Below are 14,722 nucleotides of genomic sequence, written 5' to 3' on the forward strand. Positions count from 1 at the left end.
GGGAAACGAGTGGGCAGGCACGGAATGAAGACAGGCGGGAAGTGTAAGGCCTCATGCAGCCGAGGTCATCCATTGGGCGCATGTCGCGCGACAAATGATGCCTTTTGCTGCTGATCGCGTGGCGAGACACGCATACGCAAGCGAGGTGATGCGCTGAGCGAATCACCGAAATTCGGAGAGGGGTGATACTGGATGATGCAGAGGTTCAGCTCTTGAAAGAATGCAGGCGATTCATGGCCCGTGCCCATTCGCCACTGATGGCGTCGGGGAGGGTCATCACCACTTCGTCGATGGCGTCGTCGATGGCCTGGCGTTCCGCCTTGCCGGGGCGTCCAAGCACGAAGTTGGTCACCAGCTTGGCATTGCCGGGGTGGCCGATGCCGATGCGGGCACGATGGAACGACTTGTCGTTGCCCAGTGCGCTGATGATGTCGCGCAATCCGTTGTGACCACCATGGCCGCCACCCTGCTTGTAACGAGCGGTGCCGGGGTCGATGTCGAGCTCATCGTGGGCGACGAGCAGTTCATCCGGGGCGAGCTTGTAGAAGTTGCACAATGCGGCCACGGCCTGACCGCTGCGATTCATGAACGTCGATGGGAACAGCAAATGCAGATCCTGACCGGCGAAGTGGACCTTCGCGTATTGGCCATGGAACTTGCGTTCCGGACGCAACGTGGTGTGACCGTGGCGCGCAAGAGCGTCAAGGAGCCAGACGCCGGCATTGTGACGGGTGTCTTCGTATTCGTTCCCCGGGTTACCGAGGCCGATGATCGCTTTCACTCGTGACATGCGCTGTCTGGCTCCTTGATCAGGCTGCGTTATTCTGCAGCAGGTGCTTCTTCGCCTTCAGCAGCATCTTCTGCGTCAGCAGAGATGTTCGGACGAGTGACGTTGACCACAGCGGTGTCGTGATCGGCACCGTGGGACAGGGCAACGGACTCGGCGCCTTCCGGCAGAGCGATGTCGGACAGGTGCAGGGTGTGGCCAACTTCCAGCTTGGACACGTCCAGCTCCAGGTATTCCGGCAGGGCTTCCGGCAGGCAGCTGATTTCGACGTCAGTCGCCAGGACGTGCAGGACGCCGTCCTGGTCCTTGACACCGACACAGGCTTCCTGACCAGTGATGTGCAGCGGCACGTTCATGGTCAGTTTGTGGGACGGATCGATGCGCAGGAAGTCGACGTGAGTCAGCAGCGGCTTGAACGGGTGACGCTGCAGGTCACGGATGACGACTTTCTCGGTCTTGCCCGCAACGTTCAGGGTGATGATGGAGGTGTAGAACGCCTCATCGTCAACCGCCTTGTACAGGCTCGGCTTGTCGATCATGACCGGAGTCGGAGCCTGGTCGGCACCGTAGATGATTCCCGGCACGAAGTCGTTCGTACGACGCAGGCGGCGGCTCGCACCTTTCCCCAGGTCTTCACGAACTTCAGCATTCAGTTTGAACTGTTTCATTTTTGCAGATACCTCAAGGGGCTAATGAGAATCCGGCAGCCCCCGCGACCAGAGCGCTACCGGATCCATGAGGCCGGCCCGGAGATTTCCGGGCCGGCCGCTTGTCGGCAGATGACGGATCATCTGCCGTTGTCAGTGCCTCTTCCCCGAGCAGCGGCGAGCGGTGCCCGCCGACAGGACTCAGTGGAACATGGCGCTGACGGATTCTTCATTGCTGACGCGACGGATCGCCTCGGCGATCAGGCCAGCGACTGTCAGCTGGCGGATCTTGCCGGAACGACGCGCGGCGTCGGACAGCGGGATGGTGTCGGCCACCACCACTTCGTCGAGGACGGAGTTGGTGATGTTGTCGACCGCCGGGCCAGACAGAATCGCGTGGGAGGCATAGGCCACGACGCGGTTGGCGCCATGATCCTTGAGTGCCTCGCCCGCCTTGCACAGGGTGCCGGCGGTATCGATCATGTCATCGACCAGCACGCAGGTGCGGTCCTTGATATCACCGATGATGTTCATCACCTGGGCCTGGTTGGCCTGGGGGCGACGCTTGTCGATGATGGCCAGCTCGCAGTTGAGCTGCTTGGCGATGGCACGGGCACGTACCACGCCGCCCACATCCGGGGAGACGACGATCAGGTTGTCATAGTTCTGACGTTCGATGTCGTCGAGCAGGATCGGTGAGCCATAGACGTTGTCCACCGGCACATCGAAGAAGCCCTGGATCTGATCGGCATGCAGGTCCATGGTCATGACGCGATTGACGCCAGCCTTGACCATCATGTCCGCGACCACCTTCGCCGAGATCGGCACGCGCGCAGAGCGCACGCGGCGGTCCTGACGGGCGTAACCGAAGTAGGGAACGACCGCAGTGATACGCGCCGCAGACGCACGACGCAACGCGTCCACCATCAGGATCAGCTCCATCAGGTTGTCGTTGGTCGGTGCGCAGGTGGACTGCATGATGAAGACGTCCTTGCCGCGGACGTTTTCGTTGATTTCTACCGCAATCTCGCCATCGCTGAACTGACCGACGGTTGCATGACCCAGGCGGGTATCGAGGGCTTCAGCTACCTTGCGGGCGAGAGCGGGATTGGCATTCCCCGCGAATACCATCAGTTTTGACACGCGCAGCCACCTTTGGAGTCTTGTGGGATCTCGGGAGTGGAGAATTCCGGGTTGACCGGGAACGGCCAGGATTGGCTGGGGTACCAGGATTCGAACCTGGGAATGTCGGTACCAGAAACCGGTGCCTTACCACTTGGCGATACCCCAGCAACGTTCACTTCAACCAGTTGCTGTGCTCAGGCCGATGCCAGAGCGGCATGTAGAGGGGAGATATTGCAACCGCGTGCCGAGAAGGCGTGCCACATCGGGCGCTCGAGTTCGAGTCGACCCAGCACCTCGCTGGCCTGTCGTGCGTCGTCAAACGCACAGAACACACAGGCGCCGGTGCCCGTCAGTCTGGCGGTGCCGAACTGGTCCAGCCAGTCCAGGGCGTCGGCGACTGCCGGGTACAAAGTGCGCACCACGACTTCACAGTCGTTGCGGCCCCCCTGCAGTGCGCGCGCCATACTAATCGCGAGGCTGGAACGTGTCAATTGTGGGTGGCCGAACACGGCCGGTGTCGCGACCTCGATACCGGGGTGGATCACCACGAACCATGGGGTGTCCAGCGGGGCTGGCACCAGGCGTTCGCCGATGCCTTCGGCCCAGGCGGCGAAGCCACGCACGAACACTGGCACATCCGCGCCAAGCGACAGCCCGAGCTCGGCAAGGGTATCTTCGCCAAGCTCCAGGCCCCAGAGTCTGTCCAGTGCCAGCAGGGTCGTGGCGGCATCGCTGCTGCCGCCACCCAGGCCGCCACCCATCGGCAGCACTTTCTCCAGCGTGATATCGACACCGGGCAATGCGGTGGGCGACGCGACCTTGCCCTGCGCGTGTGCGGCTTCTCGCAGCAGGCGCGCGGCGCGCACGATCAGATTGGCCTCTTCGGGCACACCTTCAATAGGCGGTGAGAGGCGGATTGCCTCATCGTCGCGCAGCGTGAAGCTGAGGCTGTCGCCGTGCTCGAGAAACTGGAACAGCGTCTGCAGCTCGTGATAGCCATCGGCACGCTGGCCCGTGATATGCAGCATGCGGTTGAGCTTGGCCGGGGCGGGCAGGGTGAGTGTCATGGTCGATGTGGATGTCGGAGTCGTCATGGCAGAAGGAGAAGGTGTCACGATCACAGCGCCTGCCACTGGTTGACGATGAGAGTGGCAGTGAGGTCGCCGTAATAGAGTTTCATCTTGCGCGGTAGCCACAGGCCTTCGGCGCGGGTCCAATCCTGATAGTCCACTTCCCAGCCGTCCTGGTAGAGGGTGGTCGGGAAGCCCAGTGCATCTGTCTCGAGGTCATGCTCGCCAGCGGCCGGTACGCCGCGCACCCAGTTGTCGAGGGCACCCAGCGGCAATGACCAGCCCAGTTGCGCCAGCATCAGGCTCTCGGCATCCGGGGCTTCGAAGTCACCCTCGGAGGAAGAGAGGCGCACGCCTTCGGCGTCGCGCACTAGAGTCGTGCGCCCCGCGCCCAGCGGGCCGGTGATCAGCATGTGGTAATCATCGCCGTCCTGCTGCCAGTCGAGGTTGGCGCTGTGGCCTTCCTCGGGGGTGCGAATGCCGACCTTGCCTGCCAGCTGCCAGTGGGTCAGGGCGGCAAGTTGCGTGTCCTGTTGCTGCCAGTCACCGTCACTGCGCGTCAGATCACCGGCATTGTCGCTGGCCATCTGGCTGGCGCAGCCGCTGAGTACCAGTGTCATGGCCAGCAGGGCTGGTCCGAGCAGGCGGCGTGCCTGGCTCAGCAGAGGAAGTGACAGGGAAAAAGTGATCATGACGCGAAAGCCTTCCGGATGGCGAGAAGATGAGGAGAGGTGAGTGAGGCTCCACTCACTGGCGGGTCAGGATAATGGACTCGCCAGTGGGCAGAAAGTGCCGGGTAGCGTGGCAGTGCTCTTCAGGGCGCGTCGACGACCGGGCGCAGTTCCGGAATGTGCTGGAACAGAGCTTCGAGCTCGCTGGCTTCTTCAAAGCGCTCGCTCAGCTCTACCGCCAGACCGCGGGCTTCATCCTCGCGGCCCAGCGCCCACAGCACCTCGATGAGATGGGCGCCGATCTCGGCATCCTGCTGCTGGGCCCAGGCGGCTTCCAGCGGTGCCAGCGCATTGTCGAGGTCGCCTGTCAGGTAGCGTCCCCAGCCGAGGCTGTCCAGGATGGCCGCGTCGTCGGGCGACAGCGCATGGGCGCGCTCGATCAGGGCCAACGCTTCCTCGAGGCGATCGGTCTCGACCAGCAGGGTGTAGCCGAGCGCGTTGTAGGCGCTGGCATTGTCGGGTTCCAGCGCGATGACTTCGCGCAGGTCTTTCTCCATGGCGTCCAGCTGATCATCTTCCAGGTGGCGAATGCCACGCAGGAACAGCAGGCTGCCCAGTTCGCTCTCCAGGTCGTTGCGCTTCTCGGCCTCCTGGGCGGCGATGGCTTGCGCAAGTGCCTTGCGACGCGTGGCAATGCTGCTGCTCAGCAGGGCCTCGGCCTCGGCATGCGCCCCCTGGGAGTCGAGCAGGTCGATCTCGAAGCTGAGCAGCGTCATGGCATGACGCGGATGACGCAGGCGTTCCACGGCCAGAAACTGACGGGCCTCGTCCGTGCGTTCATGTTCGACCAGCAACTGGGCGGCACGGGCGCGACTGGAGATGTAGCGCTCGCCGTCCGGCACCTGCCGGTAGTAGAGAATGGCGTTGTCGACATCGCCGCTGGACTCGGCGGCCAGCCCCAGCAGGGCGTAGGCGGCGTCCGGCACCGGGTCTTCATCGAGCAGCGGCAGCAGCAGGCGATGGGCGTCCTCGGGCGAATCGGCATCAAGATAGAGACTGGCCAGTGCCAGACGCAGACGTGGCGCGCTGGGATGGCGGGCAATGAGGCTATCGATGCGCTCGCGTGCCGCGTCCAGATCGCCGCTGGCCAGTTCGGTCTGCGCGGCGCTCAGGATCAGGCGGCTGTCATCGGGGGCAATCTCAAGGCCTCGGGACACCGCTCGCCGAGCTGCCTCAAGACGCCCCGCGCTGCGTTCGATCTCGCTGCGCGCCAGCCAGAGCTCTGCCAATGTGGCGTGAGCGCTTTCCAGGCGCACCAGGCGTGCACGCGCCGCGGTCTCATTGCCCAGCGCAGACTCGAACAGTGCCGCGGCAATCTCGGGCATCGGCTGCTCGGGATACTGGGCGATATGCGTCTCCAGCATCGCCAGCAGGGGTTCGAGCTCGGCGCCGGCATCGATCGCCTGCTCGGCCAGGGTCGCCAGATTGCCATTGCCGCCACTGGCGGTGAGTATCAGGCGCTGTTCGAGCGCGGCCTGCCAGTCGCCTCGCTCGACAGCCAGGCGGGCGCGGATGATGCCGGGCTCGCTGGCGGACTCATCGAGTTGCTGCCAGCGTTCGGCGGCGCGCTCCAGCAGGGCCGGGTTGTCGGCGAAACGAGCCGCGAGCACGGCGCGTCGCGCCAGTTCCGGGTCATCGAAGTGACGGCTGGCGGCCAGATAGCCATTGGCGGCGCGGGGATAGTCACCGCGCTGTCCGGCGAGTTCGGCGCTCAACAGCTGATTGAGGCTGTCTGCATCCAGGCCCTGCTGGATGGGCGGCGCCGTGGCCAGCGGGTCGGGCTGCGCCCTCAGGGGCGCGGAGTCGCTCATCGACTGACAGCCGGTCATGCCCAGCAGCAACCCGCCCACGACGCAGGACTTCCACCCGCCGCGCGGGCGACGAGGGGCATCAAGAGAGGCGAGAGTGTGCGGGGGGCTATGTTCAGCGGCAGTCGAAGCGTGCATGCAACCTCGCGTTTGTCAGTGTGGGCAGAATGGGGAACAGGGCGATCGAGCCGCAGGCCGGGTCATGTGCGTAGCATGGCGCTGACGAAGCCATCGTGTCTCGCAGCATAACGGCTGGCGGCGAAGGGGGATAGCGTTGCCGACGCAAGGAAGTGGCATGACCCACCGGACACCTCGTATGCCGACAGATACGTCGCGCGGGCTGATAGCGATAGCCTGCCAGCATCATGGAAAATCCTCATCGGCTGCGACATGCTGCGGGGTCGCGTGGTGCAGACGCTGTGATAGAATGAGCGCGCTAATATTACGATCTCAGCCGCTTCGGCAGCCCTGTGTGCCTTTATGTCAGCCGCCCTTGTCCCCATTTGTGTCGACAGGTGTAAAGGCACCGAGCCTGCGCGGATTACCTGCTGTCCTGGCCTTGGCCTCGCGGCAGGCCAGCACCGAGAGCCGCCTGACATTGACGCCGATTCCTGCCGGCCAGACCCTGACGACTGACTCCATGACCCTTCTTGCCCTTGGCATCAATCACCGCACCGCCGCCGTTGACGTGCGTGAGCGCGTTGCTTTCACGCCTGCGCAGCTCGATGCCGCGCTGGGCGAATTGAAGCGCCTGCCGGCGGTTTCCGAAGCGGCGGTGCTGTCGACCTGCAATCGTACCGAGCTGTACTGCGTGACCAGCGATGGCGCCAAGTCGGTGCTCGAGTGGCTGGGGCGTTTTCATCGCCTGCCGGTGGAGGAGCTGTCGCGTTGCAGCTATCAGCACCTGGGAGAGGAGGCGGTACGCCACCTGATCCGTGTCGCGGTGGGGCTGGACTCGATGGTGCTGGGCGAGCCGCAGATTCTGGGCCAACTCAAGGACGCCTATCAGTTCGCGCGCAACTCGGTGGGGCTGGGCGGTGAGCTCGAGCAGCTCTTCCAGCATATCTTCCAGGTCGCCAAGCAGGTACGTACCGAGACCGGTATCGGCGAGAACCCCGTCTCGGTGGCCTACGCCGCCGTCAGCATGGCCAGCCACATCTTCGATGACTTCTCGCGGGCCAATGCCTTGTTGATCGGCGCCGGCGAGACCATCGAACTCGTCGCGCGCCATCTCAAGGAAGCGGGCATCGCCAACCTGTGCATCGCCAACCGCACCGTGTCGCGCGCCGAGCGTCTGGCCGATGAGCTGGGCGGGACTGCCATCGGCCTGGAAGGTATTCCGCATGCCCTCGAGAATGCCGATATCGTGATAGCCTCCACCGCTTCCCAATTGCCGATTCTCGGCAAGGGCATGGTGGAACGCGCGCTCAAGAAGCGCCGCTACAAGCCGGTGTTCATGGTCGACATCGCCGTACCGCGCGATATCGAGCCGCAGGTCGGAGACCTCGACGACGTCTTCCTCTATACGGTCGATGACCTGCAGGAGGTGATCGACGAGAATCGTCGCCACCGTGAGTTGGCCGCTGCCCAGGCAGAAGAGTTGATTCGCCAGGGCGTCAACGCCTGGTCGCACCGCAAGCGGGTGCGCAGTGGCGGCGAAGTCATCAAGCGCTATCGCAGCCATGGCGAGCAACTGCGCGCCGAATGCGAGGCGCAGGCGCTGGCGGAGCTCGATCAGGGACGCGACCCCCAGGAAGTGGTCGCGCAGTTGGCGCGCCAGCTGGCCAATCGCTTCATGCATCACCCGACACTGGCACTGCGCCAGGCCTCGGGAGACGATCGCCAGGATATTCTTCAGACGGCCCAGACGCTTCTGCTCGCGCCGGCTGATTCATCACAGGACCCTTCATGAAAGACAGCCTCATCACCAAGCTCGACACCTTCCATGACCGCTTCGAGGAGATCTCCGCACTGTTGTCGGAGCCCGAAGTGATCGGGGACCAGGCCAGGTTCCGCGACCTGTCGCGGGAGTATGCCGAGCTTGAGCCATTGATCGAGGCATGGCGCCGTCATCGCGGCCTGAACGAAGATCGTGACGCCGCGCTGGAGATGGCGGAGGACAGTGACCCCGAGATGCGCGACATGGCGCGTGAGGAAGTCCGCGATGCCGATGCGGCGCTCGAGACGCTGGAAGCCGAGATTACCCAGCTGCTGATTCCGCGTGACCCGGATGACGGTGCCAACGTCTTCCTCGAGGTGCGCGCCGGCACGGGCGGTGACGAGGCGGCGCTGTTCGCCGGTGACCTGTTCAAGATGTACTCGCGCTACGCCGAGCTCAAGGGCTGGCAGGTCGAGACCGTCAGCGCCAGTCACGGCGAGCACGGCGGCTTCAAGGAAGTCATCGCCCGCGTGAAGGGCGAGGGCGTCTACTCGCGCCTCAAGTTCGAGTCCGGCGCGCACCGCGTGCAGCGCGTGCCCGCCACCGAATCCCAGGGGCGTATCCATACCTCGGCCTGCACCGTGGCGGTGATGCCCGAGGCCGATGAAGTCGGTGACGTCGACATCAATCCGGCCGACCTGCGCGTGGACACCTATCGCAGCTCCGGCGCCGGTGGTCAGCACGTCAACACCACCGATTCCGCGATTCGCATCACCCACCTGCCCACCGGTGTGGTGGTGGAGTGTCAGGATGAGCGCAGCCAGCACAAGAACCGTGCGCGCGCCATGTCACTGCTGGCGGCGCGCCTCAAGCAGGCCGCGGTGGACACCCAGGCACAGGCCACCTCCGATGCCCGTCGCAAGCTGGTCGGCTCCGGTGATCGCTCCGAGCGCATCCGTACCTACAACTTCCCGCAGGGGCGTCTGACTGACCACCGCATCAACCTGACGCTCTACAAGCTCAATGAAGTGATCGCCGGCCAGCTGGACGAAGTGATCGAGCCGCTGGTGGTGGAATACCAGGCCGATCAGCTGACCGCACTGCAGGAGCAATAAGGTGAGAATCGATGTCACCCTGGCAGCCGCGACTGCCCGTCTGAGCGAGGCGGGCAGCGATTCTCCGCGTCTGGATGCCGAGTTGCTGCTGGGCGAGGTAATGGGACGAGAGCGCACCTGGTTCTACACCTGGGGCGATCGGGATCTCGAGAGCGAGGCCGGTGCCGAGGGTGTGGCACGTTTCGAGGCGCTGTTGGCGCGCCGGGCCGAGGGCCATCCCGTGGCGCATCTGCTCGGGCGGCGTGAATTCTATGGCCTGACGCTGGCCTGTTCACCGGCCACGCTGATTCCGCGCCCGGACACCGAGGTGATGGTGGAGTGCGCGCTGGAACTGGCCGAGGCCACCAGCGGCAAGCTGCTGGATCTCGGTACCGGCACCGGTGCCATCGCGCTGGCCTTTGCGCGTCACCGCCCGCAGTGGCAGGTGTTGGGCGTCGATCTCATCGAGGAAGCCGTGCAGCTTGCACGTGGCAATGCCGAGCGTCTGGCGATCGCCAATGCCGAATTCCGCCAAAGTGACTGGTTCAGTGGCGTCACCGAGACCGGCTTTGCGCTGATTACCGCCAACCCCCCTTATCTGGCCGATGATGACCCGCATCTCGTGCTGGGCGATGTGCGCTTCGAGCCGCGCTCGGCGCTGGTCGCGGCCGAGGCAGGGCTGGCGGACTTTCTGCATCTGATCGCCACTGCGCCGCAGCACCTGGCCGCAGGCGGCCACCTGATGCTGGAGCATGGCCTCACCCAGGGCAATGAAGTGCGCGAGGCACTGCGTGCCGGCGGCTTCGTTGACGTCGAGACCCTGGAAGACCTGGGCGGGCGCGAACGCATCACGCTGGGCAAGCTGGCCTGATGCTCGCCGGGCACCGTCTAGCGGTGCCCGTGTAGTGGTGCCCGTGTAGTGGCGCCCGTGGGTGTTTCCCGCTGACACCCTCGGCGCCTGGCATCCCTGTAGTGCATTCCACCGTTTTCTGTGGAGTCTGCGTGGAATCCTCGTCACAGTACCGCCAGTGAAGGCGTATCCCCTGTTGGTCGGGTATGATAGTAATGATCCTGCATGATTGGCATGGTCGTCTGATAACTCCCTTGTTATCCGACGGCCTGACTGCACGGAAGCCAGGAGCACGGATGATCCTGCTGCAAGTCACCCTGCTGGGAAAACTATTACAATGAAAGCAAAATCACGCACTCTGGACCGCATCGACCTCAAGATTCTGCGTTGCCTGCAAGAGAATGCTCGCATCTCCTATGTCGACCTCGCCTCGGAAGTCGGCCTTTCCACCACGCCGTGCCTGGAGCGTGTCAAACGCCTCGAGCGTGCCGGCGTCATCCGCGGTTACAAGGCGGTGCTCGACCCCAAGGCGCTCAAGGCCAACCTGCTGGTCTTCGTCGAGATCAGTCTCGAGACACAGTCGCCGTCGGTGTTCGATGAATTCCGCCGCGCCGTCTCCAAGCTGCCGCAGATCCAGGAGTGTCATCTGGTCTCCGGTCAGTTCGACTACATCCTCAAGTGCCGGATTCCGGAAATGTCCGCCTATCGTCAGCTGCTCGGCGATGTGGTGCTGACGCTGCCCGGCGTCAAGGAATCCAAGAGTTATGTGGTGATGGAGGAGGTCAAGGAGCAGTTCTCGCTGCATGTGCCCGATATCGAGGAGCTGGACGCCAAGTAATGGCAAGTCACGTTGTTGCCAGACAGGGCTCGTGGCTTCTCACTTCATTTACCGACAGGCGGCTTTTCTCCCATGCAAGATTCGCAATTGCTGCGCTACTCGCGCCAGATCCTGCTCCCTCAGGTCGACATCGCCGGGCAGCAGCGCCTGTTGGCGGCGCGGGTGCTGGTGATCGGGGCGGGTGGTCTGGGCTGCCCGGCAGCGCTCTATCTGGCAGCTGCGGGCATCGGCACCTTGGTGGTGGCCGATGATGACCACGTCGAGCTGTCCAATCTGCAGCGTCAGATCGCCCATGGTGACGCCGACATCGATCAGCCCAAGGCGCAATCACTCGCCGCCTCGCTGTTGGCGATCAATCCCGATACCGAGGTGATCGCATTGTCAGAGCGCCTGCAGGAGGAAGCGCTGGCCGAGCAGGTGGCCGCCGCAGACGTGGTGCTCGATTGCACCGATCGCTTCAGCTCGCGCTTCCCGATCAACGCCGCCTGCGTGGCAGCGGGCACCCCGCTGGTGTCCGGCGCCGCGATACGCTTCTCCGGCCAGCTGGCGGTGTTTGATCGCCGTGAGCCACAGGCGCCGTGTTACGGCTGCCTGTATCCGCCGGATGAGCTGGGCGATGAAGAGTTGACCTGCGCTGAAAGTGGTGTCATCGCGCCGCTGGTCGGCATCATCGGCGCCTTCCAGGCGCTGGAAGCGCTCAAGCTGATCAGCGGTGCTGGCAGCGTGCATCGCGGCCTGGCCACCTTCGATGGCCTGAGCGGTGAATGGCGGCGCATGGGCCTCAAGCGCGACCCCGGCTGTCAGGTGTGTGGCGGTTCGTGAGCCTGCATGGGCGGCTGTTGATTGTCGTTCGATAGAGCATGAAAAAGCCCCCAGCGTCGTGATGACGGTGGGGGCTTTTTTCATTCAGCGGCTGATGGACAGGCTCAGCTGAGGCTATCCAGCTTGTCTTTCAGCACCTTGTTGACCTGTTGCGGATTGGCGGTGCCGCGCGAGGCCTTCATCACCTGACCGACGAAGAAGCCGATCATCTTGCCACGCTTGTCCGGCTCGGCTTCCTGATACTGTGTCACCTGGGCCAGGTTGTCGGCGATCACCTGATCGACCACGGCTTCGATGGCACCGGTGTCGGTGACCTGCTTGAGGCCGCGTGACTCGATGATCTCGTCGGCGTTTTCGCCTTCGCCATCCCACAGCGCGGCGAATACCTGCTTGGCGGCCTTGCCGTTGATGGTCTCGTCGACGATGCGCTTGATCAGGCCACCCAGCTGAGCCGCGGAGACCGGGCTGACGGCGATGTCGAGGTTTTCCTTGTTGAGACGACCGGTCAGCTCACCTTGCACCCAGTTGGCGGCCTGCTTGGCGTCGCCGCAGACATCCTTCACTTCCTCGAAGAAGTCGGCCATTTCGCGGCTGGCGGACAGCACGCCGGCGTCATAGGCGGACAGGCCCAGTTCGCTTTCGAAACGCGCGCGTTTCTCGGCCGGCAGTTCCGGCAGGGTCTGGCGCAGGTGTTCGATGTAGGCCTCGTCCACTTCCACCGGCAGCAGATCCGGGCACGGGAAGTAGCGGTAATCGTTGGCTTCTTCCTTGGTACGCATGCTGCGCGTCTCGTCGGCGTCCGGATCATACAGGCGGGTTTCCTGCACGACCTTGCCGCCGTCCTCGATCAGCTCGATCTGACGCTCCACCTCGAAGTGGATGGCGCGCTCGATGAAGCGGAAGGAGTTGACGTTCTTGATCTCCGCGCGGGTGCCGAAGGCTTCCTGCCCCTTGGGGCGCACCGAGACGTTGACGTCGCAACGCAGCGAGCCTTCGGCCATGTTGCCGTCAGAGATGCCGAGATACGTCACGATGGCGTGGATCGCTTTCACGTAGGCCACCGCTTCCTTGGCGGAACGCATGTCCGGCTCGGAGACGATTTCCAGCAGTGGTGTGCCGGCACGGTTGAGGTCGATGCCGGTCATGCCCTGGAAGTCTTCGTGCAGCGACTTGCCGGCGTCTTCCTCGAGGTGGGCATGGTGGATGCGGATCGACTTGCGCGTGCCATCTTCCAGAAGGATCTCGAGCTCACCCGGACCGACGATGGGCTGATCCATCTGGCTGGTCTGGTAGCCCTTGGGCAGATCCGGATAGAAGTAGTTCTTGCGTTCGAACACCGAACGGCCGGCCACGGCGGCATTGACGGCGAGGCCGAAGCGCACGGCCATGGCCACGGCCTGCTCGTTGAGCACCGGCAGGGTGCCCGGCAGGCCGAGGTCCACGGCGCTGGCCTGGGTGTTGGGCTCGGCACCGTAGGTGGTGGAAGAGCCGGAGAAGATCTTTGACTGGGTGGCGAGCTGAGCGTGAACCTCAAGCCCGATTACGACTTCCCATTGCATCAGGCTTGCTCCTGTCCGAATTCCGGGCGCTGGCGGTGCCAGTCGGTGATTTGCTGGAACTGGTGCGCGACGCCCAGCAGGGTCTGCTCACCGAAGTGCGGGCCGAGGATCTGCAGACCCACCGGACGCTTGCCTGCCAGGCCGGCCGGCACGCTGATGCCCGGAATGCCCGCCAGGTTGATGGCGATGGTGTAGAGATCCTGCAGGTACATGGACAGCGGGTCCTTGTGCGCGCCGAGATCGAACGCCGGGGTCGGTGCCGCCGGGCCCATCAGCACATCGACCTGATCGAAGGCATCGAGGAAGTCCTGGCGGATCAGGCGACGCACCTTCTGGGCCTTGATGTAGTAGGCATCGAAGAAGCCTTCTGAAAGGGTGTGCGTGCCGATGATGATGCGGCGCTTCACCTCGTCGCCGAAGCCTTCCTCGCGGGTGCGCTTGTAGAGGTCTTCCAGGTCTTGCGGGTCATTGCAGCGATGGCCGAAGCGCACGCCGTCATAACGCGACAGGTTGGAGGAGGCTTCGGCCGGCGCGATCACGTAGTAGGTCGGGATGGCCAGGTGGGTATGCGGCAGCGAGATTTCCTGCACGCTGGCACCGGCATCCTCGAAGACCTTGATCGCGGCACGCACGGAGGCTTCGACTTCCTCGGACAGGCCTTCGCCGAAGTATTCCTTCGGCAGGCCGATCTTCAGGCCCTTGAGGTTGTAGTCCAGTCCTTCGACGTAATCCGGCACGCCACGCACCACGCTGGTGGAGTCGCGCGGGTCGGCGCCGGCGATCACGTTCATCAGGCGCGCGCAGTCTTCGGCGGAGCGAGCCATCGGGCCGCCCTGATCGAGGCTGGAGGCGTAGGCGATCATGCCGTAACGCGAGACGCGGCCGTAGGTCGGCTTGAGGCCGGTGATGCCACAGAAGGCGGCCGGCTGGCGGATGGAACCGCCGGTGTCGGTGCCCAGCGCGGCCGGTGCGAGGCCTGCGGCGACGGCGGCGGCACTGCCGCCGGAGCTGCCACCCGGTACGGCGGACAGATCCCACGGGTTCCTGACGGCACCGTAGTGGCTGTTCTCGTTCGAGGAGCCCATCGCGAACTCATCGAGGTTGGTCTTGCCGAGAATCACCACGCCCTCGGCCTTGAGCTTCTCGATCACGGCGGCGTCGTAGGGCGAGACGAAGTTGTCGAGCATCTTCGAGCCGCAGCTGGTGCGCACACCTTCGGTGCAGAAGATGTCCTTGATGGCCATCGGGACGCCGGTCAGCGCGGCGGCATTGCCGGCGGCACGGCGTGCATCGGCGGCATCCGCATCACGCAGCGCTTCTTCGCGGCACAGGGTGATGTAGCTGTTGAGCTCGCCATCGAGGCGTTCGATGCGGGCCAGGAAGGCTTCCGTCAGCTCGCGACTGGTGTATTCGCCGGCCTCCAGGCCTTGCGCCAGCTCACTGAGCGTCTTGTCATGTAGTGCAATGGACGATGACATGTTCGATTCCATCAGTGCAGACGATGCGCTGGGC

At 64.1% G+C, this 14,722-nt stretch carries 13 protein-coding genes and 1 tRNA gene; 5 read left to right on the plus strand and 9 right to left on the minus strand.

The window, feature by feature from the left end; all coding sequences use genetic code 11:
- Nucleotides 1–205: 205 nt before the first annotated feature.
- The 7 genes from pth to AC5WNJ_RS03185 all read right to left on the minus strand — a co-directional run bounded on the left by pth (nt 206) and on the right by AC5WNJ_RS03185 (nt 6,210).
- Nucleotides 206–790 (minus strand): aminoacyl-tRNA hydrolase, encoded by a 585-nt coding sequence (gene pth / locus AC5WNJ_RS03155; protein WP_043335900.1) that lies wholly within the window; start codon nt 788–790, stop codon nt 206–208.
- 29 nt (nt 791–819) lie between these two features.
- Nucleotides 820–1,455 carry a 50S ribosomal protein L25/general stress protein Ctc gene (locus AC5WNJ_RS03160; protein ID WP_253062248.1) on the minus strand — a complete coding sequence of 212 codons (636 nt, stop codon included), beginning with the start codon at nt 1,453–1,455 and terminating at the stop codon, nt 820–822.
- Nucleotides 1,456–1,635: 180 nt separating this feature from the next.
- Nucleotides 1,636–2,577, minus strand: coding sequence for a ribose-phosphate pyrophosphokinase (locus AC5WNJ_RS03165; protein ID WP_172978614.1), 942 nt, complete (start codon nt 2,575–2,577; stop codon nt 1,636–1,638).
- 72 nt (nt 2,578–2,649) lie between these two features.
- Nucleotides 2,650–2,724, minus strand: a tRNA-Gln gene (locus AC5WNJ_RS03170).
- Nucleotides 2,725–2,753: 29 nt separating this feature from the next.
- Nucleotides 2,754–3,626, minus strand: a complete 873-nt coding sequence (gene ispE / locus AC5WNJ_RS03175) for a 4-(cytidine 5'-diphospho)-2-C-methyl-D-erythritol kinase (RefSeq protein WP_176678265.1) — start codon at nt 3,624–3,626, stop codon at nt 2,754–2,756.
- Nucleotides 3,627–3,676: 50 nt separating this feature from the next.
- Nucleotides 3,677–4,321 (minus strand): lipoprotein insertase outer membrane protein LolB, encoded by a 645-nt coding sequence (gene lolB, locus AC5WNJ_RS03180; RefSeq protein WP_176676266.1) that lies wholly within the window; start codon nt 4,319–4,321, stop codon nt 3,677–3,679.
- Between the two features lie 122 nt (nt 4,322–4,443).
- A complete protein-coding gene (locus AC5WNJ_RS03185) occupies nt 4,444–6,210 on the minus strand; it encodes a tetratricopeptide repeat protein (RefSeq protein ID WP_495930379.1) in 1,767 nt (588 codons plus the stop codon).
- 598 nt (nt 6,211–6,808) lie between these two features.
- Here AC5WNJ_RS03185 and hemA point away from each other — a divergent pair.
- From hemA to AC5WNJ_RS03210, 5 genes are all read left to right on the plus strand, one after another.
- Complete coding sequence (gene hemA, locus AC5WNJ_RS03190) at nt 6,809–8,080, plus strand: glutamyl-tRNA reductase (protein WP_176676268.1); 1,272 nt, start codon at nt 6,809–6,811, stop codon at nt 8,078–8,080.
- The gene (gene prfA / locus AC5WNJ_RS03195; RefSeq protein ID WP_176676269.1) at nt 8,077–9,162 is read left to right on the plus strand and encodes a peptide chain release factor 1; all 1,086 of its coding nucleotides are present in this window, start codon (nt 8,077–8,079) and stop codon (nt 9,160–9,162) included. Before hemA ends, prfA begins: the two co-directional genes overlap by 4 nt.
- 1 nt (nt 9,163) lies before the next feature.
- A complete protein-coding gene (gene prmC / locus AC5WNJ_RS03200) occupies nt 9,164–10,012 on the plus strand; it encodes a peptide chain release factor N(5)-glutamine methyltransferase (protein WP_176676270.1) in 849 nt (282 codons plus the stop codon).
- A 316-nt stretch (nt 10,013–10,328) separates the two neighbouring features.
- On the plus strand, nt 10,329–10,829 hold the full coding sequence (locus AC5WNJ_RS03205; protein WP_176676271.1) for an Lrp/AsnC ligand binding domain-containing protein: 501 nt from the start codon (nt 10,329–10,331) through the stop codon (nt 10,827–10,829).
- A gap of 72 nt (nt 10,830–10,901) precedes the next feature.
- On the plus strand, nt 10,902–11,651 hold the full coding sequence (locus AC5WNJ_RS03210; RefSeq protein WP_176676272.1) for a HesA/MoeB/ThiF family protein: 750 nt from the start codon (nt 10,902–10,904) through the stop codon (nt 11,649–11,651).
- A gap of 104 nt (nt 11,652–11,755) precedes the next feature.
- On the opposite strand, the gene gatB is transcribed toward AC5WNJ_RS03210, so the two are convergent.
- Nucleotides 11,756–13,210, minus strand: a complete 1,455-nt coding sequence (gatB, locus tag AC5WNJ_RS03215) for an Asp-tRNA(Asn)/Glu-tRNA(Gln) amidotransferase subunit GatB (RefSeq protein WP_495930380.1) — start codon at nt 13,208–13,210, stop codon at nt 11,756–11,758.
- Nucleotides 13,210–14,688 (minus strand): Asp-tRNA(Asn)/Glu-tRNA(Gln) amidotransferase subunit GatA, encoded by a 1,479-nt coding sequence (gene gatA, locus AC5WNJ_RS03220; protein ID WP_176676274.1) that lies wholly within the window; start codon nt 14,686–14,688, stop codon nt 13,210–13,212. Before gatA ends, gatB begins: the two co-directional genes overlap by 1 nt.
- Nucleotides 14,689–14,722 lie beyond the last annotated feature (34 nt).

Source organism: Cobetia sp. PDI-23MA, from assembly GCF_059507735.1.

Coding starts and splice junctions, on each gene's coding strand:
- pth (WP_043335900.1), bottom strand. CDS start 790: ATGTCACGAGTGAAAGCGATCATCGGCCTCGGTAACCCGGGGAACGAA.
- AC5WNJ_RS03160 (WP_253062248.1), bottom strand. CDS start 1,455: ATGAAACAGTTCAAACTGAATGCTGAAGTTCGTGAAGACCTGGGGAAA.
- ispE (WP_176678265.1), bottom strand. CDS start 3,626: ATGACACTCACCCTGCCCGCCCCGGCCAAGCTCAACCGCATGCTGCAT.
- lolB (WP_176676266.1), bottom strand. CDS start 4,321: ATGATCACTTTTTCCCTGTCACTTCCTCTGCTGAGCCAGGCACGCCGC.
- hemA (WP_176676268.1), top strand. CDS start 6,809: ATGACCCTTCTTGCCCTTGGCATCAATCACCGCACCGCCGCCGTTGAC.
- prfA (WP_176676269.1), top strand. CDS start 8,077: ATGAAAGACAGCCTCATCACCAAGCTCGACACCTTCCATGACCGCTTC.
- AC5WNJ_RS03205 (WP_176676271.1), top strand. CDS start 10,329: ATGAAAGCAAAATCACGCACTCTGGACCGCATCGACCTCAAGATTCTG.
- AC5WNJ_RS03210 (WP_176676272.1), top strand. CDS start 10,902: ATGCAAGATTCGCAATTGCTGCGCTACTCGCGCCAGATCCTGCTCCCT.
- gatB (WP_495930380.1), bottom strand. CDS start 13,210: ATGCAATGGGAAGTCGTAATCGGGCTTGAGGTTCACGCTCAGCTCGCC.
- gatA (WP_176676274.1), bottom strand. CDS start 14,688: ATGTCATCGTCCATTGCACTACATGACAAGACGCTCAGTGAGCTGGCG.